This window comes from Ruegeria sp. CH10 (genome assembly GCF_056537125.1).
On record NZ_JBQFQY010000002.1, the window covers coordinates 641,740 to 663,180 of the forward strand.

The window sequence follows — 21,441 nt, forward strand, 5'->3', positions numbered from 1 at the left end:
TCGCTGGCGGGAGCTTTCCCGACACAGCCCCGTACGAAATCCACTTTTGCTTGCATTTTTCCCAAGGCAATTGCCGCGACCCGTGTTATAAGGCGGCCAACAAAAAAAGACGGACGGGACATGAGCAGCAACACCAAACTCAAGGACAATCTTCGCGCCGCGATTCTGGCCGAACCAGATGCCGTTCTGGACGACAAGGATCTGATGCTGGCGCTTGTCACCGCAAACGAACAGGCGCGCGGCGACAATGTCATCGACCTGCGCGGCATCGCCATGCAGCGGCTTGAGGCGCGGCTGGACCGGTTGGAAGACACCCACCGCTCGGTCATTGCGGCGGCCTATGAAAACCTTGCAGGCACCAACCAAGTTCACCGCGCCATCCTTAGGCTACTGGAACCGGTCGAGTTCGAGGAGTTTTTGCGCACGCTTGGCGGTGAGATCGCCGAGATCCTGCGTGTGGATCATATCACTCTGGTTCTGGAAACCACCGCTTTGCAGGAAGACCCGGCAATCGCAAAGCTGGGCGGCGTGCTGACGGTGGTCGAACCCGGAACCGTCGACGCCTATCTCAGCCAGGATCGCGGCGGCCCTGCCCGCGAGGTTGTTCTGCGCCCCGCAGTAAACCCCAGCCCGCGCATTTTCGGCCCCGAAGCCAACCAGTTCCGGTCCGAGGCCTGCCTGCGGCTGAACCTTGGCGAAGGTCGTTTGCCCGGCATGATCGTCATGGGGGCCAAGGACGCCAACCACTTTACGCCGCAACTGGGCACGGATCTGCTGTCCTTCTTTGCCGGCGTGTTCGAACGGTCTATGCGTCACTGGCTGTCATGAGCCTGATCTCCCCAGCCTGCCGCGATGCGTTGCAGCATTGGCTGGACAGTCTGGGGGCCTTGGGCGGACGATCCGAGAATACGCAAAACGCCTATCGCGGGGATGTCACAGAATTCCTGGCTTTCATGACCCTGCATTACAGCGAAAGGCAGGGGTTGGCCGCGCTGGCACGGATCACTGTGTCTGACATGCGCGCCTGGATGGCCGATCAGCGGGCCTCGGGCGTCGGTGCGCGGTCGCTGGCGCGCAAACTCTCAGCCGTCAAAAGCTTTTACCGCTGGCTGTCCGAACGCGAAGGGTTCGAACCCACCGCAGTTCTGTCGACGCGCGCGCCCAAATTCACCAAGAAACTGCCGAGACCTCTGGCAGAAGACGCCGCCCGCGCCATGATCGAAACGGTCGAGCTGCAATCGACCAGCGATTGGGTCTCGGCCCGCGACGTCGCAGTCGTCACGCTGCTTTATGGATGCGGTCTGCGTATTTCCGAGGCGCTGTCACTGACCGGCGCCGACGCCCCGTTGCCAAGCACGCTGCGGATCATTGGAAAAGGCAACAAAGAACGGATCGTACCCGTTCTACCTGCCGCACGCTCTGCCGTCGATCACTACCTGCAGCTCTGCCCACATCCGCAAGCCAACGACAAAGCTCTGTTTCGCGGGGTCCGCGGCGGCCCGTTGAATCCACGCGCCATCCAGGGGGTCATGGCCAAGGCCCGGATGCAGCTTGGCCTGCCTGCGACTGCAACGCCCCACGCCCTGCGCCACAGCTTTGCCACCCATCTGCTGTCTGCCGGCGGTGACCTGCGCGCCATTCAGGAGCTTTTGGGCCATGCTTCACTCTCCACGACACAGACCTACACGGCCGTGGACACCGCGCGGTTGATGGAGGTTTACAACCGCGCGCATCCCAAGGCCTAGTTACTCGATATTGAGCTTGATCGCCTTGTACCCGTAGGCATCACCTTCCTTCTCGCCAGCCACTGATCCGGCCACAGCACCACCGATCACACCGCCGACCAGAATACCCGCGCCGATCGCGTTGGCCTGACGGTTATCGGCCGACAGGTTGGCAGGTTTCACAGTCTTGGTGTGGGTCTTGTCATCCACCAGACAGTTTACCTCAATCGGCTGTGTCCCTTTGCCATAGCTGGGAAGGTTCACGATGCTCGGCGTGGTCACTTTGGCGTCAAACCCCTTACCGACCAGTTCACAGACAGCCGGAATGCTGGAGTTTCCGTCGCGGGAAACGCGCACACTGGTTGCACGGAACCCGACCACATCCTGCTCTGCCTGCTCCGAGGCGAAGTTGACATTCGCTGCATGATCTTTGGCTTTCAGGATTTTATCCGACTTTGTCGCACAGGCCGCGCAGGCCAGAGAAAGAACAATAGTCGAAAGTGGTGCAATTTTCATTTTAGATGTATTCCGTCGTTTTCTTCTTGATAGTTCAGCGCATAATTACTCAACCAAAGGCGAGCAATTCGATACTTCCCTCGCGTTAAAGGTTACTAAACGGATGCGACGGGAATATCACAGAATCTGAAACCACGCCTCATATTCTGCCCTAAGCGCATTTTGAAATGCTCAATCCCAAGCCACCCCACGGTTAGAACTGCCGCCTTGGCTTTTTGCTTTGCATCTGGTCAACGCATCGGTCATGACACACGCATGACACTTAGATTCAAAGCTCTTTCCGTTCACCTCTTCACTGCAACAGGCGCTGTGTTCGCGATGCTGGCCATGCTGGCCGCTGTCGAAGAAAAATGGAGCCTGATGTATCTGTGGCTGGTGGTGTCGTTCATCGTGGACGGCATCGATGGCCCCCTGGCGCGCCATTACCACGTGAAAAAGAACGCGCCGGAATTTGATGGCGTGTTGCTGGATCTGATCATCGACTATCTGACTTATGTGTTCATCCCGGCCTTTGCCCTGTTCAAATCGGGGCTGATGGATGGCTGGACTGGCTGGTTCGCGATTATCGTTATCACTTTCGCCAGCGCGATGTATTTCGCCGACACGCGTATGAAGACAAAGGACAACTCCTTTTCCGGGTTTCCTGGTTGTTGGAACATGTTCGTCATTGTGGTTTTCGCGCTGGAGCCGAATTTCTGGGTAATCCTGCTGCTGGTCTCATTGCTGTCGCTTGCAATGTTCCTGCCGCTGAAATTCGTGCACCCGGTGCGCACACAGCGCTGGCGCGCAATCACACTACCGATGGCCCTGGCCTGGACCTTTTTCGCGGGCTGGGCCGCATGGGTTGATTTCCATCCGGAAAGCTGGGCCCATTGGGGGCTGGTCATCACCAGCCTGTATCTGGTGTTCGCAGGAATTGCGCAGCAGATCATTCCGCAGCGCAAAAGCGCAGCTTACAGAACCTCCTGAACCTCGAACTCGGTCCCGTTATGGGTAAAGACATCGCCTTCCTGCAGCCCGACCATGGCCAAATAAATCGGGCTTTGGGTTGAGATGCCCATATAGGTCTTGCCATCCACATCAAAGCGGGTGGTCGAGACACAGACGACAAAGCGCCGGTTGTTGAATTTGACCACAGCCCCGGGTTGCACCGTTTTGGTGACACTGAAATCGGTGTTTTCAATTACATCAATCTTGGCGTGATGCGCATGAACCGGCGCATCAAAGGCCGCCGCCAGATCCGCATTCTCGCGCGAGGCGGCAATGTCATCCTTGTCATGGCCTTCCCGGTCATCCAGCTGAGAATCCTTTAGAAACGCATCGTAATGGGCTTGCGCGGTCGCCAACTCCTGTTCTTCCAAAGACATCAGTCGGTCAATGATAGCCTTTTTAGTTGTGGCCGGGTCTGTCTGAGCGGTCATGAAATCGGGTCCTTTGAATTCTCGATATGATACAAATTGGGCTTCGCACGCCGGGATTGCAATAGAATTCCAGACCTTAGATCAGCAAACCCGCCGCCCGTTCATGCCGCAACAGGGCCACCTTGGTTTCAATACCGCCGTCACCAGAGAACCCGCCCAGACCATTCGCTGCAAGCACGCGATGGCAGGGAATGATCACCGGAATGGGATTCGCGCCACAAGCCTGCCCGACTGGCTGGGGCGGCTGTCCCAACTCTTTGGCGATCTCTCCGTAGGTGCGCGTCTCACCCAACGGAATCGCAAACATCAGATCGCAGACCTGCCGCTGAAAATCTGACCCGGCCACGCGATACGGCAGGTCGAACCTGTCTAGCTGCCCCAGATCATAGGCTTGTAACTGAGCTGCAGCCTCTCGCAACAGGGGCGTGACGGGGCCATCATCCACCCCATTCCACACAAGGCGCGTGATGGCCCCGTCGGTCTCTTCGACTCCAAGTCGACCAAACTGAGTTTGCACGGCGATCGTAGGCATGGGCGCAGGTTTTCAGATCGCCCGGCCCTGCGCAACGAAAAACCCCCGGCGGTTGGGCCGGGGGTTTGATCTTAGCTCAGCGCCTCGTCGCAGCGTCCGCAGACGCCTTCGTGGGCGTGGCGGCCCACATCGGGAAGGATTTTCCAACACCGTTGGCACTTGTCGCCCTCGGCCTTTTCGAACACCACGGCTACGCCTTCGATTTCCGGCACGCGGAACGCCTCGGCCGGGGCTGGATCACCCGTTACGGTCAGGCCCGAGGTGATGCACATGTCATCTACATCAAAGGTCGATAGCAGATCGCGGGTTTCCTGATCTTCGACATAGACGATGGGCGCGGCCTCAAGGCTGGATCCGATGACCTTGTCCTGGCGCTGAACCTCCAGCGCGGCAGTCACCGCGCGGCGAACACGGCGGACCTTGGCCATCGCGGCTTCCATCGCTTCGTGACGCCAATTCGCAGGCGTGTCGGGGAAGTCCACCAGATGGACCGAGCTGTCATCACCGGGGAACCGCTCCAACCAGACTTCTTCCATGGTAAAGACCAGAACCGGGGCCAGCCATGTGGTCAGGCGGTGGAACAGGATGTCTAGCACGGTGCGCGCCGCGCGACGGCGCAGGCTGTCACCATCACAGTACAGCGCATCCTTGCGGACGTCGAAATAGAACGAGGACAGATCGACCGTGGCAAAAGTGAACACAGCGCTGAACACGCCCTGGAAATCGAACGCGGCATAGCCCTTGCGGACCTGTTCATCCAACTCGGCCAGACGGCTAAGGACCCAGCGTTCCAGACGCGGCATATCCTCGGGCGCAACCCGATCCGCCTCAGAGAAATCAGCCAGCGAACCCAGCATGAACCGCATCGTGTTGCGCAGACGGCGATAGCTGTCGGCGGTGCCTTTCAGGATTTCCGGCCCGATCCGCTGATCGGCGGTATAGTCGGTCTGGGCCACCCACAGGCGCAGAATGTCGGCGCCGTATTGCTTGACGACCTCTTCCGGCACAATGGTGTTGCCCAGCGATTTGGACATCTTGTTGCCCTTGGCATCCAGCGTAAAGCCGTGGGTCACAACGTTCCGATAGGGCGCACGGCCCTTGGTGCCGCAAGCTTGCAGCATCGACGAATGGAACCAACCGCGGTGCTGGTCGGTGCCTTCCATGTAGACGTCGGCGATGCCGTCTTCGGTGCCGTCCTCACGGTCGCGCAGAACGAAAGCGTGGGTCGAACCCGAGTCGAACCACACGTCCAGCACGTCGAACACCTGATCGTAGTCTTCCGGGTTGGCGATGCCGTCCAGGATCGCTTCTTTGAAGCCGTCTGTGTACCAGACATCCGCGCCGTCCTTCTCGAAAGCCGCCTTGATGCGGGCGTTGAGTTCTTCGTTGCGCAGCAGGTAATCCGCGTCGGTTGGCAAAGCCCCCTTCTTGGTAAAGCAGGTCAGCGGCACGCCCCAGGCGCGCTGGCGCGACAGAACCCAGTCCGGGCGGGCCTCGATCATGGAATACAGACGGTTGCGACCGGTCTGCGGCGTCCATTTCACCAGTTCATCAATCGATCGCAGGGCACGTTCGCGGATGGTGTCGCCCATCTGTCCCATGCCATCGTCCAGCTTACGGTCGACCGAGGCGAACCACTGCGGCGTGTTGCGATAGATGATCGGCGCTTTCGAGCGCCAGGAATGCGGATAGCTGTGCTTGATCTTACCGCGCGCCAGCAGCCCGCCGACCTCGACCAGCTTGTCGATGATCGCCTTGTTCGCGTCACCTTCACCGCCCTTGCGGGACAGGATGTATTTGCCGCCAAAGAACGGCAGATCAGCGCGGAAGCTACCATCGTCCATCACATTGTAGGTGATGACCTGCTCCAACATGCCCAGATCACGATAGAGTTCGAATTCTTCCATCCCGTGCGAGGGCGCGCAGTGAACGAAGCCAGTGCCTTCGGTGTCGGTCACGAATTCAGCCGCGCGGAAATCGCGGATGTCATCCCATTCGCCATTGCCACCCTCGGCCCCGGCCAGCGGGTGGGTCAGTTGGACGCTTTCCAACTCATCGGCGGTCACGTCGCGGACACGGGTCCACTGGTCGTCGTTCAAACGGGCGCGGCCTAGCACATCAGCAGCCAGATTGTCCGCCAGCAGGAATTTGTCGCCTACATTGGCCCAGCATTCCTCGGGCGCGCCGGTAACTTCGTAGAGGCCATACGCGATGTCCTTGCCATAGACGACCGCCTTGTTCGACGGCATGGTCCAAGGGGTCGTCGTCCAGATCACCACAAAAGCGTCATCCAGATCACCCGCATTCACCACCTTGAACTTCACCCAGATGGTGAAGCTTTCCTTGTCGTGATACTCGACCTCAGCCTCGGCCAAAGCGGTCTTTTCAACCGGCGACCACATCACGGGCTTGGACCCTTGATAGAGCGTGCCGTTCATCAGGAACTTCATGAACTCATCGGCGATCACGGCCTCGGCGTGATAGTCCATGGTGATGTAGGGATCGGCCCAGTTGCCAGTGATGCCCAGGCGCTTGAACTCGTCGCGCTGGATATCGATCCAGCCTTCGGCGAACTTGCGACATTCCTGACGGAAATCGACGACGTTCACTTCGTCCTTGTTCTTGCCCTTCTTGCGGTATTGCTCTTCGATCTTCCATTCGATCGGCAAGCCGTGGCAGTCCCAACCCGGCACGTAACGCGCGTCATGGCCCATCATCTGATGCGAGCGCACGATCATGTCCTTGATCGTCTTGTTCAGTGCGTGGCCGATATGCAGGTGACCGTTTGCATAGGGGGGACCATCGTGCAGGGTGAATGGCGTCCGACCCTTTTTCTCACGCAGGCGGTCATAGACGCCGATGGTCTCCCACCGTTCCAGCCATGCGGGTTCGCGTTTGGGCAGGCCAGCGCGCATGGGGAAATCGGTTTTGGGCAGGTTCAGCGTGTCTTTATAGTCAGGTGTCTGGGTGGTGTCGGCGCACATTTGGGGCGTCCTTTGGATGATCTTGTCGTCGTATGGATCGAAGCGGTCGGTGCGAAGTCTCAAACACCTTTGCCCGGCGTCTCAGAGGGTCAGAGCGCCGGGGATATAATTCGAATAATGATGGCCATCCGGTCATACATGGCCGCGCTTATAAGACGCCCGCTCTCAATGGTCCAGAGGTTCCGACCCATGCGGCGAATGGCGCAACTGCGCCCACCGGTTGAGCCACGCCAGACCGGCCAAAGCCAGCCCCAAGGCCAGCAGCGAGAACACACGGATGAGCCCGCCCAGCCCCGCGATGTCGATCAGGAACACCTTGGCCACGGCCAGCCCAATCACCGCCAGCCCCACCTTGCGCATCAGATCAGAGCGCCGCGCCAGCGACTGGTAGAACAGGGCCGCGCCGATCCCCAACAGGGCCATGGTATAAGTGTAAAGCTCGGGCTGGGTCACGCCGTTGCCTTCGAACATGCCATCCGCCCCTTGCCAGACATGGCGGATCATCAGCCCAAGCCACACGGTTGCCAAAGCCGCTGCCAGACCATAGCTGCTGCGCCTCAGCCACAGCGGCGTCGCATGGATACGCCAGACTGAAAAGCCGATAGCCAGTGCAGGCAGCAGATAGGCCACGACCAACGTGTTCACCACGGGCGGTCCCAAAACGGGTGGCGCGACCGTGCTGAGCAACGGGTTCGCCTCAACCAGCGCCAGAACCAGCCTAAAGAGGCCATGCCCTGCGAAAAACGCCATCAACCCATAACGGGCATAGTTCAGCTTGCCGCCAAGCTCAAACCGCTGCACCTGCGCGAATGCCAGCAGCAGCCAGATGATGGCCAGCAGACCCAGCCCCCAATGGCTGTTGGTTGCGGTGCCTTCACCGAAACTCTGCAACCAGCGCTCCAACAGCAGTGACGCCAGAATACCTCCGTTCGCCCAGGCCGCGCTTTCCAGCAGCAGGATGGCGACAGGGCGGTTCATCGACCGGATCAGCAGCCACGCAATCACGAAACCCACGGTCGCCGCGCCGTAGACCAGCGCCATCTCGACCACCGGGGCCGTGCTGGCCCAGGGCAACCCGGGGTTCAGCACAAGCCGCACGGTCACAGTGAACACACCGGTCCAGATGAACCAGCTGAGCGGCGGCAATGTGAACTTGCGGTCCAATGCAGCGGCAACAACGACCATGACCACAAAGGCAATCGTCAGCGCCGCTGAGCTGAGCACGATGACGCAGGCAAAGCTTAGGCAGGATAAGGCCGACAATGTCGCCAGAGACGCCCGCATCCGGTCATCTTGATCTACGCGGGCAAACCGTTCGGCAAAGGCGACCATCAACACACCCAGCGCAATTGCGTGCAAGGCCCAGGGGTATGCGCCGATTGTGTCTGCAGGATTCCAACCCACCTCAAGCGCGATGGCCAAGGCAGGCGCGTAAACTGCAGCGGCCCCGGCCCAGACAGATGCAAACCCGCGCGCCCGCATCGACCGCCACGCGGCAGCAACCGAGATCACCACACCCAATAGGGTCAGGAGTGTCACCACCCAGGGGTAATCGGCTTCGGCTGTTTCAGCATATGTTTCGACGAATTGACGCAGCGCGCTGCCATTGTCCAACCCGTGCACCAGAACGAACCAGATCAGGCCAAGCGCTGGCAACAGGGTTGCGTCCTGCAACGCCGTAGCCCGCCTGCCCCACAGCATCACCCCCAATGTCAGACCCGCCAGTAAGGCAACGCCCAGCCAGAACTCGGCCACGGAATCGGCCCAGTGTATCGCCAGAATAGCCGAGGACACAGCAACCGCGCCAAACCCAAGACGCGTTGGAAACTCGGGCCACGCACCGCCCTTTTTACGCGCGATGATCTGGCTGATCATTGGCCCGGCATGATCGGGCCAGATGCGCCTGTTGGGGATGGCAATGGCAATCACCGCCAGAGCGGTGACGCAGATCAGGTAATCCGGCTCGGTCACAGGTGAGGACAAGACCAGCAGCAAACAAGCAGAATAGGCCCCGAACAGCGTCAGAACCGACACCCACGCCCAGCGCCGCACTGTATCAATTCCCAAACCCAGCATGGCGATCACAAAGAAATACGCGTACAGCCAGCCTGGATCCTCTGAGGTGCCGCCAACCACAAACGGGGCGGAAAATGCGCCGATCAAACCGATGGCAGCCAATAACGGCCCGTGAAACCAGCCAAACACCAAGCCCACCAGGGCGATGATGACCATCGCGGCCAACGCCGCTTCGGGCCCGATCAGATCGTATAGCTGCCGCGCGGCCAGAATTCCGCCAAACAAGGTGACCAGGCCCGCGCCTGAGAAGACCGAGGGTAAATAGGCGGTCGCCGAGCTTTCGTCATCGCCGTATTTGCGGCGAATGACCTCTCCGGCCGCGATCAGGGCCACGCCAAACCCCAACGCCGCAAGCACACGCGCGGTTGGCGGCAAAAGGCCGTTTTCCACCCCATATTGCACCAGAAAAATCCCGGCCAGAGCCAGCGACAGCGCCGAGACCACATAGAACCAGTTTTCTCGCAGCCATTTCGTTAGTGTCGAAAGGCGGTCTTCGCGGAACACAATCGCAGCTGGCGGTGATGCCTCTGCCACAGGTTCCACCTTTTGCGGCCTGGACCACGGGGCGGGTTTTGCCGGTGCGTCCGGTTTTTCGGTCGTCTCGCGCGGTTTCGGGTATTCGGGAACACCGGGTGTTTCCAGAAGCTTCCCACCTGTCGCGCGGATTTTATGCTCTAGCTGCTCAACCCGGCGGCGCAAACGCAGGTGAGAAAAAATCAGTACGATGATGGCCACCGGTATGGCCAGCACGATCAATCCGACAAGGACAAGCAAGGATTCCAAAGGGAAACTCCGGGTGGTTGCCGCAACAGGCTATCCGAGCAGCGCAGTGTGCAACAGTCAGAAATCCCACAGGTTTCAGAGATATTCAAACCCAACCAATCGAAGGGCGCGCAATCATCAGCCAGATAATGATCAGCACCGCGGCAAAGGCAGGGAACCCGCACGCAAACCAAATGCGAAACAACCGGTGATAGGTTTTGGGAAGGGGATGGCCTAAATCAGCCGCCGCTTGCGCCAACGCCCGCAGGCGGAGCTGAATCCAGACCACCGGCAGCCAGAACAGCCCGGCCACAGCATAAAGCGCCAGTGAGGCCATCACCCATCCTTCGGTCAGGGACCATCCCAGCCTCCATGCCAGCAGCCCTCCGGTCACGGGCTGCAGAACAACTGCGGTGGTGGTGAAAAGCAGATCAGCCAGCACGACGATCCCCGCCGTTTGCGCAATGAATCGGGCATCCCCGGTGCGATGCGCCATCAGCATGAAAAACGCGATACCCGCGCCGGTGCCCAGCAGAACACAGGCTCCGATCACGTGCAGCCAGCGCAGGATCAGGTCCGGGTCCATCATCGGCTCTGCAACAGAGGCCACGCGACAAGCGACAAGGTCATCGCCGGCAAGATTTTGACCAACGGGCCCAACGGGTCCAGCCACAGGTCGGGGGTAGAGACACTTGCGGCCAGCACATAGAACAGCGCCACCGCAACCTGCGCCAAACACGCCCGCGCAGCCCAAGGTCGCCATAGGATCGCAAGACCCAGCGCAATATCGACGAAAGACCAGAATAGGACGCTGGCGACGGCCATCGCCATACTCCATCCCGCGCCTGTCAGGATCGCCGCTGCCTTGGAGATACCGATCAACCCGAGCAGGCCGGACAGCAGCCAGAACAGGCTGAGCACAGCGACAACAACCGGCATCAGCAAGGCCATTCGGGCCGCCAGACGATGTTCTCGTGCGCAGGTCAGACTGGCGTAAATCTGTGGTAAGCTGGCCAGCGAGCGGCCCATAGCCGCGCGATAGGGGTGTGGGTCGCCGATCACCCCGTCTGCCATCACCGTCATCGCGTTGCTGCGCAGGGGAGAACGCCACCCCAGATGCCCCAATACATCCGCTATGCGCGCAGTCAGGTCGGTGGCCCAGCCTGGCATGACAACAGTTTTTCGCGCAGGCGGGAATCCCATCCAGCGCCGCGTCTCGGACAGTACGTCAGACAGGGGGAACGGCGTCTCTTCGACCAGATCATAAGTGCCCTGCGGTAAGTCCTGTGCAACGGCTTCGGTCACTGCGCGGCACAGGTCCGGCATGCCGACGCATTGCACCGGGGTCTTTGGATGCGCGATGGGTTGCACCAAAGGGACGGCAGCCAGCATGCGCAGCAACGCCGTGCCGCCATAGTCAGATTGTCCGATCACCAAACCGGGCCGCAATATCCACAAAGGTGCACCACAGGCCCGCAGTGCCGCGTCACCCGCAGCCTTGGTGCGCATGAAATCGGTGTCAGCATCCGCTTCGACCCCAATGGCCGAGATCTGAACCACCGCGATCCCCTTGGCCGCGCAAGCAGCACCCAGCGCCGCAATCGCAGTATGATGCACGGCCTCAAGGTCATCCGCCGGGCCATCCTGCAAAGCACCGGCACAATTGACCACGCAGGCGATGCCTGTCAGCGGAACCTCCCAATCGCTGGGTTGCAAACACGACCGCAGATCGCCTGTCACCCGCCGAACGTCAGGCAGAACCTGCGCCCCAGTCTTGCCACTGCGGACAAAACCCGCGACACGCGCCCCTTCGCCCAGCAACGCGCGCGTCACCGCCGCGCCGATGAAACCGTAAGCCCCCAGAACAAGGATATTTTTATCCACAAGCCGCACTGATCGCTCAATCCGTAAACCCAATCCAGGTCAGCCTAGCCAATGAGGCGACAGTGACCAGCCTTATACGACCCGCTGCGACAATCTTGGCCGTCAGGGATGAAACAATGACCCCACCAGATAAGCGATCATCGCCGCTGCCCCACCGATCAGGAAAGTCTCGCACCCTGACCGCCACCAAGGGGAAAGGGACCAGCGGCTCTTGAAGGCTCCGATCGCAAAGAATACCGCCATGGTCATACAGGCCGATAAGGTAAAAGCCCGATCGAGACCGAACAGGAACGGCAACAACGGCACCATACCCGCGACAAGAAAGGCGATAAACGTCGCCATCGCGGCCTTAAACGGGTGCGGGTCAACACTGCCCAGCCCGTATTCACCTTCGATCATCAGGTTAATCCAGTTATCATGATTGGCGGTGATCGCATCCGTGGCCTCGTCCAGAACCCGACCCGACAGGCCCTTTTGCGCCAGAATCTCGCGCACCTCACGCCGTTCCCCATCGGGGTAAAGATCAATATGGCGTTCCTCGATGGCACGGATGCGGCGAATATTGTCCAGCTCGGCCTTGGTGCCCGAGTAATTCCCGGCCGCCATGGAAAACCCGTCGGCCAGCACATTGGCCAGACCCAGCGCGACGATGATGAACGGGGACAGCCCCGCCCCCGCGACCCCGGCCACGATGGCAAAGGTCGTGACCGACCCGTCGATGCCGCCGTAAACCACATCGCGCAGAACCCCCCGCCCCGGAGGAGCGTTGATCCGCGCTGCAATTTCCCGCTGGCTGTGTCCGTGATCGGTCATGGCTGGCTCCGGGTTCCGTTATGCAGGTTCCCGGGCCAAGTGACTTTGCGTCAGGTCAAGTTTTGGAAAACAGCCCGCTGAGCGCCCGTTTGATCATCCCGCGCGTCGATGGTTTGTGCCGTTCGGAAAACGGGAGGGGTCGGCAAACCTCCATCGCGGCCACGCCAACCCGCGCGCTGAGGGCACCATTCACCAGCCCCTCGCCAAAGCGGCGCGAAAGCTTGCTGAGGACCGAGCCGCCCAGAACGGGTTCCAGCAGGTCATCGCCCACCGCCACCGCACCAGTGGCGACCAGATGCACAAAGACCGCACGGGTCAGCCGCCAACTGCCCAAAAACCCCGCGCGACCGCCATAGATTTCGGCCACCCGTCGGATCATCCTGAGTGACGCCGCCAGCGCCGTCACCACATCCGCCAGCGCCAGCGGCACAAGGGCTGTCACGGTCGCGACCTGACGGGCGGCGGCCTCAACCTCGCGACTGGCGGCGGCGTCCAAGGGGGCCAATACCTCGTCCTCGGCCAGGGTCAGCAGGGTTGCCGCATCGAATTGCTCGCCCATGCGCTCAGACAAGCGGTCCCGGCCCCATTGGGTTTCGTCGCGGGATTTATAAAAGGTGATCAGGCGATTGGTGACCGCTTTGGCCTGCGCCAGATCCGCATCCGCCAACGCCGCATCCGCAGCGCGGCGCATCCAGTCCACGCGCGACAGCCGTCCGATGGCGGCCAGTTCCCGCACCGTGATGATCAGCGCGACCAGCACAAGCGCTGCGATCAGACCGCTCACCACCCAGCCCAAAATCGGCGCACGCAGCAGCAGCGAATTCACGAAATCCCAGGCCGCGACCAAGACCACGGCCCCGACCACCGCGAGAGCCAAACCCCAAAACCACCGCGACAGGGCCGAGGGTTTGCGCGCGGCTAACCGCGCCGCCGTCTGCATCGCCTGCCCCCGTGGCGGGGCAATATCGGGCACCGGCGGGGCCTGCGCCACGTCGGCGGCAGGTTCCTCTGCATCCAGATCAATCAGTACCGGACCTTTAGCCATCCGCCGCCCCTTCCCTGCGCCAGATATATTTGATGTCCGGCAGGTTTTCATCATTCTCTGCCCCATCGCTGCGGGCAACCTCGACAAAGCCGTTGCGTTCGTAAAACCGGCAGGCGCCGGGATTGGCCTGAAACGCGAACAAAGACAGCTCGGCCCGGCCCGACTTTGCATGATCCAGCAAACGCCGCCCAATCCCGCGCCCGCACCGCGCAGGTGTCAGGTACAGGGAATGCACCTGCGTTCCCTTGAGCGCCAGAAAGCCGATCACCGCGCCCTCCTCTTCGGCTACGGTGACCCAGCCCTGATCGATCATCCACCCGCAAAAACCGATGGTTTCAGCGCTCGAATGCAGCACCGGCATCCAATCGTTATCGCGAGAGAACGTATGCAGGATCTCTCCGATACGGCCCGCATCGGTGGTGCGCGCGGGTCGAAGAGTCACGTTCACAGCCGATCTCCGATCAGGAACTGCGCGGCGCGATCCAGCCGGATATGCGGCGGGCCGTCGCCGGGGCGCAATGTCAGATGCGCAGGCGCAAAGGCCATAAAGCCGAAATCCTCACCCAACCAGCTGTCGGCCCCGTTGCGGGCAGGCCCCAACAGATGGGCCGGGTCTTCGGGCAAATCTCCGGGGTAAAACGCCGCCTGCTTACCGTCCATCAAAGTGCCGCGCACGCAGGGCAGCTCTGCCCCGTTATGGGTGCGGATTTCCTCGGTCGTTGCGCGCAGCGCTGCCAACGACAGCGCCGCCGTTTCAGCCCCGGCAAAGCTGGCCCGGTCGCGGGCATCGCGGGTCAGCGCCTCCATGATATGGGTCAGGCGGGGGTGTTGTGTGTGGTGCAGATGATCGGCCTTGGTGGCGGCAAACAGGATACGTTCGACCCGTTTGCCCAGCAGCAGCTGCGTCAGCCACGCGTTGCGACCCGGGCGGAAGGCGGCCAGAATGTCGGCCATGGCGCGGCGCATATCCTCGAACGCTTGTGGCCCTTTGTGGATCGCGCCCAGCGCATCGACCAGAACCACCTGCCGGTCAATTCGTGAGAAATGGTCGCGAAAGAACGGCTTCACCACCTGCGCCTTATACGCCTCAAACCGGCGGGCCATTTCGCGATGCAAGCTGCGACGCGGGGCGGGACCATCGACCGGCAAGGGGGCAAAGGTCAGCACCGGAGAGCCTGCCAGATCGCCCGGCAGCAAAAACCGCCCCGGCGTGCAGTCATAGAACCCGGCCTCCCGCGCGGCGTTCAGATAGTCGGCAAAGGCTTTGGCCAGCGCCTGCGCCACAGGTTCATCATGCGCACCTTCCGGATCAGCCGCCTTGGCCTGCGCCAGAAACGCCTGAGCCTCGGATCGCCGGACGATGCGGTCCAGAGTCTCGGCCGACCAGACCTCATAGGATTTGTCCAACAGGGCAAGGTCCAGCAGCCACTCGCCCGGGTAATCCACGATGTCCAGATGGATGGTGCGCGGTCCCTGCAATCCGGCCAGCAAGCCGGACGGGCGGGCCTTGAATGACAGGCGCAGCTCGGACACGGCGCGGGTGCTGTCAGGCCAATGCGGTTGCGGCCCGGTCAGCGCAGCCAGATGGTTTTCGTAATCGAACCGGGGCACGGTATCGTCGGGCTGCGGTTGCAGATAGACGGTGTTGATCCGCCCCTCTTGCTGCGCGACCAGCCCCGGCATGCGCCCCCGGTCCAGCAGATTGGCGACCAGAGAGGTGATGAACACCGTCTTGCCCGACCGCGCCAGACCCGTGACGCCCAGACGTATAACCGGCTCAAACAAGGTCTCGGACACGCTGTCGCCGATTGTTTCGACACCGCGCACAAGACTGTCTGCCAGGGATGAGATGACCAAACTGTCGCCCCGCTTTTATCGTTTCGTCCAAGATAGGTAGCCACTGCAGCACATACCAGCGCTTTCCGGCCCTTGCCCGTGATTGCGCGCCGCGTTACCAGCACCCCATGCCTAGATACGCGTTGCAAGTCGAATACCAGGGGGAACCGTTCGCCGGATGGCAGCGGCAAAAGGATCAGCCGTCCGTTCAGGGCGCGATTGAACAGGCCCTGTCGCGCATACAGCCGGGCGATCACACCATCGCCGCCGCAGGTCGCACCGATGCGGGTGTGCATGCGTTGGGTCAGGTGGCCCATTGCGATCTGGTCAAGGACTGGGACCCGTTCCGCCTGTCCGAGGCGCTGAATTATCACCTCAAGCCGCAGCCTGTGGCCATCGTCCGGGCCGCGCAGGTCGATGACGATTGGCACGCCCGATTTTCGGCGTTGGAGCGTCAGTACCTGTTCCGCATCCTCATGCGCCGCGCGCCTGCCACCCATGAGGCCGGGCAGGTCTGGCAGATCAACCACCAGCTGGACGTCGACGCGATGCAGGCCGGGGCCGATATGCTGATCGGGCGGCATGATTTCACCACCTTCCGATCCTCGATCTGTCAGGCGGCCAGCCCGGTCAAAACGCTGGATGAACTGCGGGTGGAGCAGGTTGACGGCTTTTCCGGCCCCGAGGTGCATTTCCACGTGCGCGCCCGGTCATTCCTGCACAATCAGGTGCGCAGTTTCGTCGGCACACTGGAACGCGTGGGCGCAGGCGCGTGGACGCCCGAAGATGTGCGCGACGCGCTTGAGGCTGCGGACCGCGCGGCCTGCGGGCCGGTTTGCCCGCCGCAGGGGCTGTATCTGGCGCGGGTCGGATACCCGGAACCGGTCTTCGACTAGATCGCTCGCATCAGCAGACCGCTGGCGATCACGGCGATCACCAACCCGGCCACCAGCTCAATCGTCGGAGCCAGCACCGAGGCAAACCGCGTGGCCGAGGCTGAGGCCAGCAATCCCCCGCGCAGTCCAAACGAGGTCCAGCCAACCAGTGTTGTAACCAGCGCGGTGCCCAACGCCATTGCAAAGGCGCCCGCGATACCCACGAATGCAATGCCCATCTGCCAGGTCAGGATCAGAACGAACAGCGCACCAGTACAAGGCCGCGCCGCGATGCCCGCGATCAGCAGCGCCGCCTCGCGCAGGCTGCCGACCTGCGCGACCTCGTCCGCCGTGGGGCCATGGCGGTGACCGCAATCGGAACAGACACCGTCATGGTGATGATGGTTGTGATCATGATGGTGATGTGCGGTCTCGGCCTTATACCGCCGCGCAAAGCTTCGGATGGCGCGAAACACCAGCCACAGGCCAATGGCCGCGATGGCCGCGTAGCTGATCGGGGCCATGACCTGCTCGGTCGTGCCCACAAGGCTTTCGCGCGACATCTGAAAGATCAGAACCCCGGCATAGACCAGCAAGATAGCTGTCACCGCCTGCCCCAGACTGGACAAAACGCTGATCGCCGACAAACGCCAAAAGGCCACGCGGCGGCCAAGGCCGTACCCCCCGATCAGCACCTTGCCGTGGCCCGGCCCGATGGCGTGGAAAAAGCCATAGGCGAAACAGACCGTCAGCAGGGTCGCGACCGCCTGCGGCTGCTCGGCGCGGGCGGCGCGCAGGGCGCGGGCGATCTGGTTCTGGAAATCCCGCTGCTCACCAGCGGCCCAGGCGGCCAGACTGTCAAAGCCACCACTGCCCCAGAACCACAGCAGCAGACCGATGGCGAGGGCGACCGGAACAATCAGGTATTTGGACATGAAACGAAAATCTCGGTCGCAAAGTTCTCTCCGACCAGCGGGATATCGTTTTCCTCAAGGTCGTAATTGGCATCCAGCGTCAGCAGAAAGGCCCGCATCTGGGCCAGCTCTCCGTCAATATCGGGATCAATCCGGCTGATTTCGCAGGACGCGGGACCAGAAACCGTAACTGGCCGGGTCACTTCGTATGCGGTGTAATAGGTCTCATCATAGGCTTTTGCAGTCAGAGAGGCTGCTGAGACCGCCCCTCCTTCGACTGCGCGCAGATGAGAGGACACGATGCGCCCGTCCTCGGTCGTGGCGGTCGGTTCCAGCGGGCGGGACAAGGCCACGCGTTCGCCATCAGCAAAGACCACGAAATCCCCATAAAACCCTTCGTCCCATTGCGCGTCGAACCCGGTCAGAAACCTCTTTTCGCCTTCTGTCAGAACGCCGTCGCCATCCTGGTCCAGCTTCAACTCTTCCAGCTGAAACAGCGAATAAAGCTCATCATAGGCCCAGGTCACGCGGACATGGGTCAACTGGCCGGAGTCGTCCACGATGAACTCGACCCCGGTGTCGATGAAAACATGCGGATGCGCCATGGCCGGGGCGGCGAGGCAGCAGCTTAAAAGGGGTAAGATCCAGCGCATGGGCGAAAGATAGGGGCTGGGCCAAGGCGCGGCAATGCGTTTCACGCTTTGTTTGCAGAAACCAGCCAACGGCTCACGCAGGCGGGAACAGGATCAGCGTTTGCAGCGCAGTGCCCACGGGCCCTTGGGTGTCATAGAGCACGGATTGAGACATACCGATCCCCGAAGGCTGCCAATGACAGATCGAATCCGAGGCCATCCAGTCCGACACCGGTTCACGATGGATTTGTACGGTCAGGTCGGTGTTCATGAACCCCATCTCGGTGGTAGGCGCATTCCATGAGATACCGTTGCCGCAATCGGCCAGCGGGCACAGCGCCTGAATCGGTGACTGCGCCTCGCCTTCAAGCAGCGCGGGCGTGCGCATCCAGACCGTTTTGGGACCTGCGCCCTGATTGCCACCCTTGGGGTAGAGAATGTCCGAATGATTGGCAAAACCCGGCAGATCGTGGCGCACCTGGCCAATCGGAAAGGGGCCTGTGACCGCATCGTCCAACCGGGGCGGCGCGATTGTCACATTGGGAACCGGCCCCAGATCACGACGCACCAGATGCATGGTCGTCGCGGTGGCGCAGAGCGTGTCGTCCAGATCGTGGACCGTCACGCGGGTGGTCGCCAGCGTTTTGGTGTGGCGCGTGGTTTCCGCTGCCACACGCAACCCGGACAGGGGCAGTGGTCGCAACAGATCGACCGTCAGGCGGGTCAGCATCTTTTCGGGGCCCACCTCGGTTTCGGCGGCGCGCACGATCAGGCCGCTGACCGGCCCGGCGTGGCAGTGATCGGCAGACCAAGGGCCGCGCGCGGGGTTGTTGCCCACAAAGGCCCCATCGTCGCGCAGGTGGAAATAGGCCGGACGGCTTTGCTCAGATGTCCCGGTCATGGGTCGCCTCAAACATGTGTTGATCTTGCCTGCTCAGCCGATCCTGGGATCGGGCTTTACCTTCGGCCAAAGAATGACTTAGCTGCGGTGGGAATGTCCAGTCGGCGACAGGACGAAACCACCAGATACACCAATGGGGGCGCTTCATGGCACTTTTGATCGAAACGGGGCTGTCTGACTGGATCCGCGACAGCGATATTGCCCGCGACATTCTGCGGCTTCACCCCGGTCTGGATGTGCGCACACCGGATACTCTGGGCGATCCCGCCGAAATCACAATGATCGCCGTGGCCACGCTCAGCGGCGATCACCCCAAACGCCTGCCCAACCTGCAACTGGTGCAAAAGCTGGGCGCAGGGGTCGAGACGATCGTCAGCCATCCCAGCCTGCCTGCACATGTGCGGGTGGCGCGGCTGAAGCCCGATGCGCCCGCGCAGGAAATCGCCGAGTGGTTTGTGGCCTATGTCCTGCGGCACCAGCGCCACATGGTGTTTCACGAACAGGCTCAGCGCCGCGCCGAATGGCTGCCGAAAGAACCGATTTATGCACCCGATACAGTGGTAGGCGTTCTGGGTTTGGGTCATATCGGCACGCGCAGCGCCAACATGCTGCGAGCTGTGGGTTTTCAGGTAATGGGGTGGAGCCGTTCGCCCAAGCAGATCGAAGGTGTCACCTGCTTGCACGGGGACGCCGCCCTGCCCGAAATGCTGGGTCAATGCGATCATGTCTGCGCGATCCTGCCGTCGACCGCTGAAACCAAAGGGTTGTTTGACGCACAAATGCTGGCCGCGATGAAACCCGGTAGTCAGCTTTTGAACGCCGGTCGCGGCGATCTGATTGACGAGGCCGCGCTGATGGCGGCGCTTGACCGTGGCACACCCGGCCATGCCGTTCTGGACGTGACCGCGACCGAACCTCTGCCCGCAGACAACCCCCTTTGGGCGCATCCCGGCGTGACCATCACACCGCATGTTTCGGGCTGGCATCTGGGTAATGCCCTGTCGGATGTGGGGGAAAACTTCCGCCGTCTCAGCGCCGGGGAACCCCTGCTGCACGAGGTCGACAGGGTGCGCGGTTACTGACCCCGGATCAGGGCGTCAGAACCCAATTGCCATTCGCATCCCGGCACCGGCGGGTTCTGACCTCACGAATATCATCGGTGTTCGGGGGTTCGATAAAGTGTTGCAGATGAACGCAATTGCCCTGCACATCGCGCACGGTGACAGTGCCTTTGGCATCTGTTTCCGTGCTGGCCCAGCTTGCTTCTTTGCCAACCTGCGGCGTGCCCCCTTCAAACAGAGCATCTGCCGCAGTGGTCAGCAAAGTGAAATCATCCGGGCTCAATCCGGTTTCCGCGATGATTCGCGATAAGGGCTTTGCCGGTACTACAACGGCTGATCCCAGAATGAACACCGCCGCCAGAGAAGAAGAAATCCAGGCTTTCATGATCGCCTCGCTTTGCTGAAATAGATTTGCATTCAAGACTATACCGCCAAAGACGTAGGGCCAAGCCCTGCTGTTCGACCTTCAAATAATCCCGAACAAACCTATCGGCGCAGCCCCGCTAGGACCGGCACCGCAATCCGCCCATAGTGCCGGAACCACGAACCAGAGGCATCCGATGGCACATCCCACCTATTACGCGCCCACAGGCGGTCACCCCGGTCAGGACCAGCTTTTGACCGACCGCGCCATGTTCACCGAAGCCTATGCGGTGATCCCCAAGGGCACGATGTGCGACATCGTCACCAGCGCCCTGCCGTTTTGGGACAAGACCCGCCTTTGGGTTCTGTCCCGCCCTCTCAGCGGATTTGCCGAGACCTTTTCGCAATACATCATGGAGGTTCAGCCCGGCGGCGGCAGCGACCGGCCCGAAACGGACCCGCAGGCGCAGGGCGTGCTGTTTGTGGTTGAAGGCACGGTGACACTCACCTTGAACGGCTCGGATCATCAGTTGGACACCGGCGGCTACGCTTATATTCCGGCCGGGTCGGACTGGACCCTGCACAACCGTGCGGATGACACAGCCCGGTTCCACTGGGTCCGCAAAGCCTATGAGGCGGTACCCGGCCTACCCGCCCCCGACCCGATCATCGCCAACGAACGCGACGTGACCCCGGTTGAGATGCCGGGAACCCAGGGCCGCTGGTCCACCACCCGCTTTGCTGATCCGCAGGATCTGCGCCACGACATGCACGTCAATATCGTGAACTTTGAACCCGGCGGCGTCATCCCTTTTGCCGAAACCCATGTGATGGAGCACGGGCTTTACGTGCTGGAAGGCAAGGCGGTTTACCGGCTCAACCAGGATTGGGTCGAGGTCGAGGCAGGCGATTACATGTGGCTGCGCGCCTTCTGCCCACAAGCCTGTTATGCGGGCGGGCCGGGGCGTTTTCGCTACCTGCTGTACAAAGATGTGAACCGGCACATGCCGCTTTCCCCGACCAAACGCTAGGCGCGGCAGCAGCTTTTTGCGGTGCAGGGCTTCACAGCAGCGCCTGAATCTGGTGAAATAACAGCAGTTTT

The 21,441-nt window shown here is 61.3% G+C and carries 21 protein-coding genes; 6 read left to right on the forward strand and 15 right to left on the reverse strand.

Translation table 11 applies throughout. The features are described 5' to 3' along the window. The first annotated feature begins 120 nt into the window (after positions 1-120). On the forward strand, positions 121-828 hold the full coding sequence (locus tag ACRZ94_RS09550) for a DUF484 family protein (RefSeq protein ID WP_480652650.1): 708 nt from the start codon (positions 121-123) through the stop codon (positions 826-828). Continuing rightward, positions 825-1,745 (forward strand): tyrosine recombinase XerC, encoded by a 921-nt coding sequence (locus tag ACRZ94_RS09555; protein WP_480652652.1) that lies wholly within the window; start codon positions 825-827, stop codon positions 1,743-1,745. The genes ACRZ94_RS09550 and ACRZ94_RS09555 overlap by 4 nt, the downstream gene beginning before the upstream one ends. On the opposite strand, the gene ACRZ94_RS09560 is transcribed toward ACRZ94_RS09555, so the two are convergent. Further along, positions 1,746-2,240, reverse strand: coding sequence for a hypothetical protein (locus ACRZ94_RS09560; protein ID WP_480652654.1), 495 nt, complete (start codon positions 2,238-2,240; stop codon positions 1,746-1,748). It abuts the gene before it with no gap. A 255-nt stretch (positions 2,241-2,495) separates the two neighbouring features. Between ACRZ94_RS09560 and ACRZ94_RS09565 the strand changes: the two genes are divergently transcribed. Beyond that, positions 2,496-3,209, forward strand: coding sequence for a CDP-alcohol phosphatidyltransferase family protein (locus ACRZ94_RS09565; protein WP_480652656.1), 714 nt, complete (start codon positions 2,496-2,498; stop codon positions 3,207-3,209). Here the strand turns inward: ACRZ94_RS09565 and ACRZ94_RS09570 are convergent. From ACRZ94_RS09570 to ACRZ94_RS09615, 10 genes are all read right to left on the reverse strand, one after another. Further along, on the reverse strand, positions 3,194-3,661 hold the full coding sequence (locus ACRZ94_RS09570) for a hypothetical protein (protein ID WP_480652658.1): 468 nt from the start codon (positions 3,659-3,661) through the stop codon (positions 3,194-3,196). The two genes, ACRZ94_RS09565 and ACRZ94_RS09570, sit on opposite strands and share 16 nt — an antisense overlap. Positions 3,662-3,737: 76 nt before the next feature. Continuing rightward, complete coding sequence (locus ACRZ94_RS09575; protein WP_480652660.1) at positions 3,738-4,193, reverse strand: methylated-DNA--[protein]-cysteine S-methyltransferase; 456 nt, start codon at positions 4,191-4,193, stop codon at positions 3,738-3,740. A 71-nt stretch (positions 4,194-4,264) separates the two neighbouring features. Further along, positions 4,265-7,177, reverse strand: a complete 2,913-nt coding sequence (gene ileS / locus ACRZ94_RS09580) for an isoleucine--tRNA ligase (RefSeq protein WP_480797203.1) — start codon at positions 7,175-7,177, stop codon at positions 4,265-4,267. Positions 7,178-7,342: 165 nt separating this feature from the next. Continuing rightward, a complete protein-coding gene (locus ACRZ94_RS09585; RefSeq protein WP_480797204.1) occupies positions 7,343-10,036 on the reverse strand; it encodes a DUF2339 domain-containing protein in 2,694 nt (897 codons plus the stop codon). 85 nt (positions 10,037-10,121) lie between these two features. Then, the gene (locus ACRZ94_RS09590; RefSeq protein ID WP_480652904.1) at positions 10,122-10,601 is read right to left on the reverse strand and encodes a DUF2269 family protein; all 480 of its coding nucleotides are present in this window, start codon (positions 10,599-10,601) and stop codon (positions 10,122-10,124) included. Then, entirely contained in the window at positions 10,601-11,899 is a 1,299-nt protein-coding gene (locus tag ACRZ94_RS09595; RefSeq protein ID WP_480652666.1) for an SDR family oxidoreductase, read from the reverse strand. The genes ACRZ94_RS09590 and ACRZ94_RS09595 overlap by 1 nt, the downstream gene beginning before the upstream one ends. Positions 11,900-12,001: 102 nt before the next feature. Next, on the reverse strand, positions 12,002-12,712 hold the full coding sequence (locus ACRZ94_RS09600; protein WP_480797205.1) for a VIT1/CCC1 transporter family protein: 711 nt from the start codon (positions 12,710-12,712) through the stop codon (positions 12,002-12,004). Between the two features lie 55 nt (positions 12,713-12,767). After that, positions 12,768-13,757 carry a YcjF family protein gene (locus ACRZ94_RS09605; RefSeq protein ID WP_480797206.1) on the reverse strand — a complete coding sequence of 330 codons (990 nt, stop codon included), beginning with the start codon at positions 13,755-13,757 and terminating at the stop codon, positions 12,768-12,770. Continuing rightward, the gene (locus tag ACRZ94_RS09610) at positions 13,750-14,205 is read right to left on the reverse strand and encodes an N-acetyltransferase family protein (RefSeq protein ID WP_480797207.1); all 456 of its coding nucleotides are present in this window, start codon (positions 14,203-14,205) and stop codon (positions 13,750-13,752) included. The genes ACRZ94_RS09605 and ACRZ94_RS09610 overlap by 8 nt, the downstream gene beginning before the upstream one ends. After that, on the reverse strand, positions 14,202-15,614 hold the full coding sequence (locus ACRZ94_RS09615) for a YcjX family GTP-binding protein (protein WP_480797208.1): 1,413 nt from the start codon (positions 15,612-15,614) through the stop codon (positions 14,202-14,204). The genes ACRZ94_RS09610 and ACRZ94_RS09615 overlap by 4 nt, the downstream gene beginning before the upstream one ends. A gap of 107 nt (positions 15,615-15,721) precedes the next feature. Here ACRZ94_RS09615 and truA point away from each other — a divergent pair, with 107 nt between their 5' ends. Then, positions 15,722-16,489: a tRNA pseudouridine(38-40) synthase TruA gene (gene truA / locus ACRZ94_RS09620; protein ID WP_480652676.1), complete on the forward strand. Its 768-nt coding sequence runs from the start codon at positions 15,722-15,724 to the stop codon at positions 16,487-16,489. Here truA and ACRZ94_RS09625 read toward each other — a convergent pair. Genes ACRZ94_RS09625 through ACRZ94_RS09635 form a run of 3 tightly spaced genes read right to left on the reverse strand, consistent with a single transcriptional unit; the run spans position 16,486 to position 18,915 of the window. Next, on the reverse strand, positions 16,486-17,403 hold the full coding sequence (locus tag ACRZ94_RS09625) for a nickel/cobalt transporter (RefSeq protein WP_480797209.1): 918 nt from the start codon (positions 17,401-17,403) through the stop codon (positions 16,486-16,488). The two genes, truA and ACRZ94_RS09625, sit on opposite strands and share 4 nt — an antisense overlap. Further along, complete coding sequence (locus ACRZ94_RS09630; RefSeq protein ID WP_480797210.1) at positions 17,388-18,080, reverse strand: DUF1007 family protein; 693 nt, start codon at positions 18,078-18,080, stop codon at positions 17,388-17,390. The genes ACRZ94_RS09625 and ACRZ94_RS09630 overlap by 16 nt, the downstream gene beginning before the upstream one ends. A gap of 28 nt (positions 18,081-18,108) precedes the next feature. Further along, positions 18,109-18,915 (reverse strand): thioesterase family protein, encoded by an 807-nt coding sequence (locus tag ACRZ94_RS09635; protein WP_480652682.1) that lies wholly within the window; start codon positions 18,913-18,915, stop codon positions 18,109-18,111. Positions 18,916-19,061: 146 nt separating this feature from the next. On the opposite strand from ACRZ94_RS09635, the gene ACRZ94_RS09640 reads away from it, so the two are divergent. Further along, positions 19,062-19,997 carry a 2-hydroxyacid dehydrogenase gene (locus ACRZ94_RS09640; protein WP_480797211.1) on the forward strand — a complete coding sequence of 312 codons (936 nt, stop codon included), beginning with the start codon at positions 19,062-19,064 and terminating at the stop codon, positions 19,995-19,997. Positions 19,998-20,004: 7 nt separating this feature from the next. On the opposite strand, the gene ACRZ94_RS09645 is transcribed toward ACRZ94_RS09640, so the two are convergent. Next, a complete protein-coding gene (locus ACRZ94_RS09645) occupies positions 20,005-20,361 on the reverse strand; it encodes a hypothetical protein (protein WP_480797212.1) in 357 nt (118 codons plus the stop codon). A gap of 175 nt (positions 20,362-20,536) precedes the next feature. Between ACRZ94_RS09645 and ACRZ94_RS09650 the strand changes: the two genes are divergently transcribed. Next, on the forward strand, positions 20,537-21,370 hold the full coding sequence (locus tag ACRZ94_RS09650; RefSeq protein WP_480797213.1) for a bifunctional allantoicase/(S)-ureidoglycine aminohydrolase: 834 nt from the start codon (positions 20,537-20,539) through the stop codon (positions 21,368-21,370). Positions 21,371-21,441 lie beyond the last annotated feature (71 nt).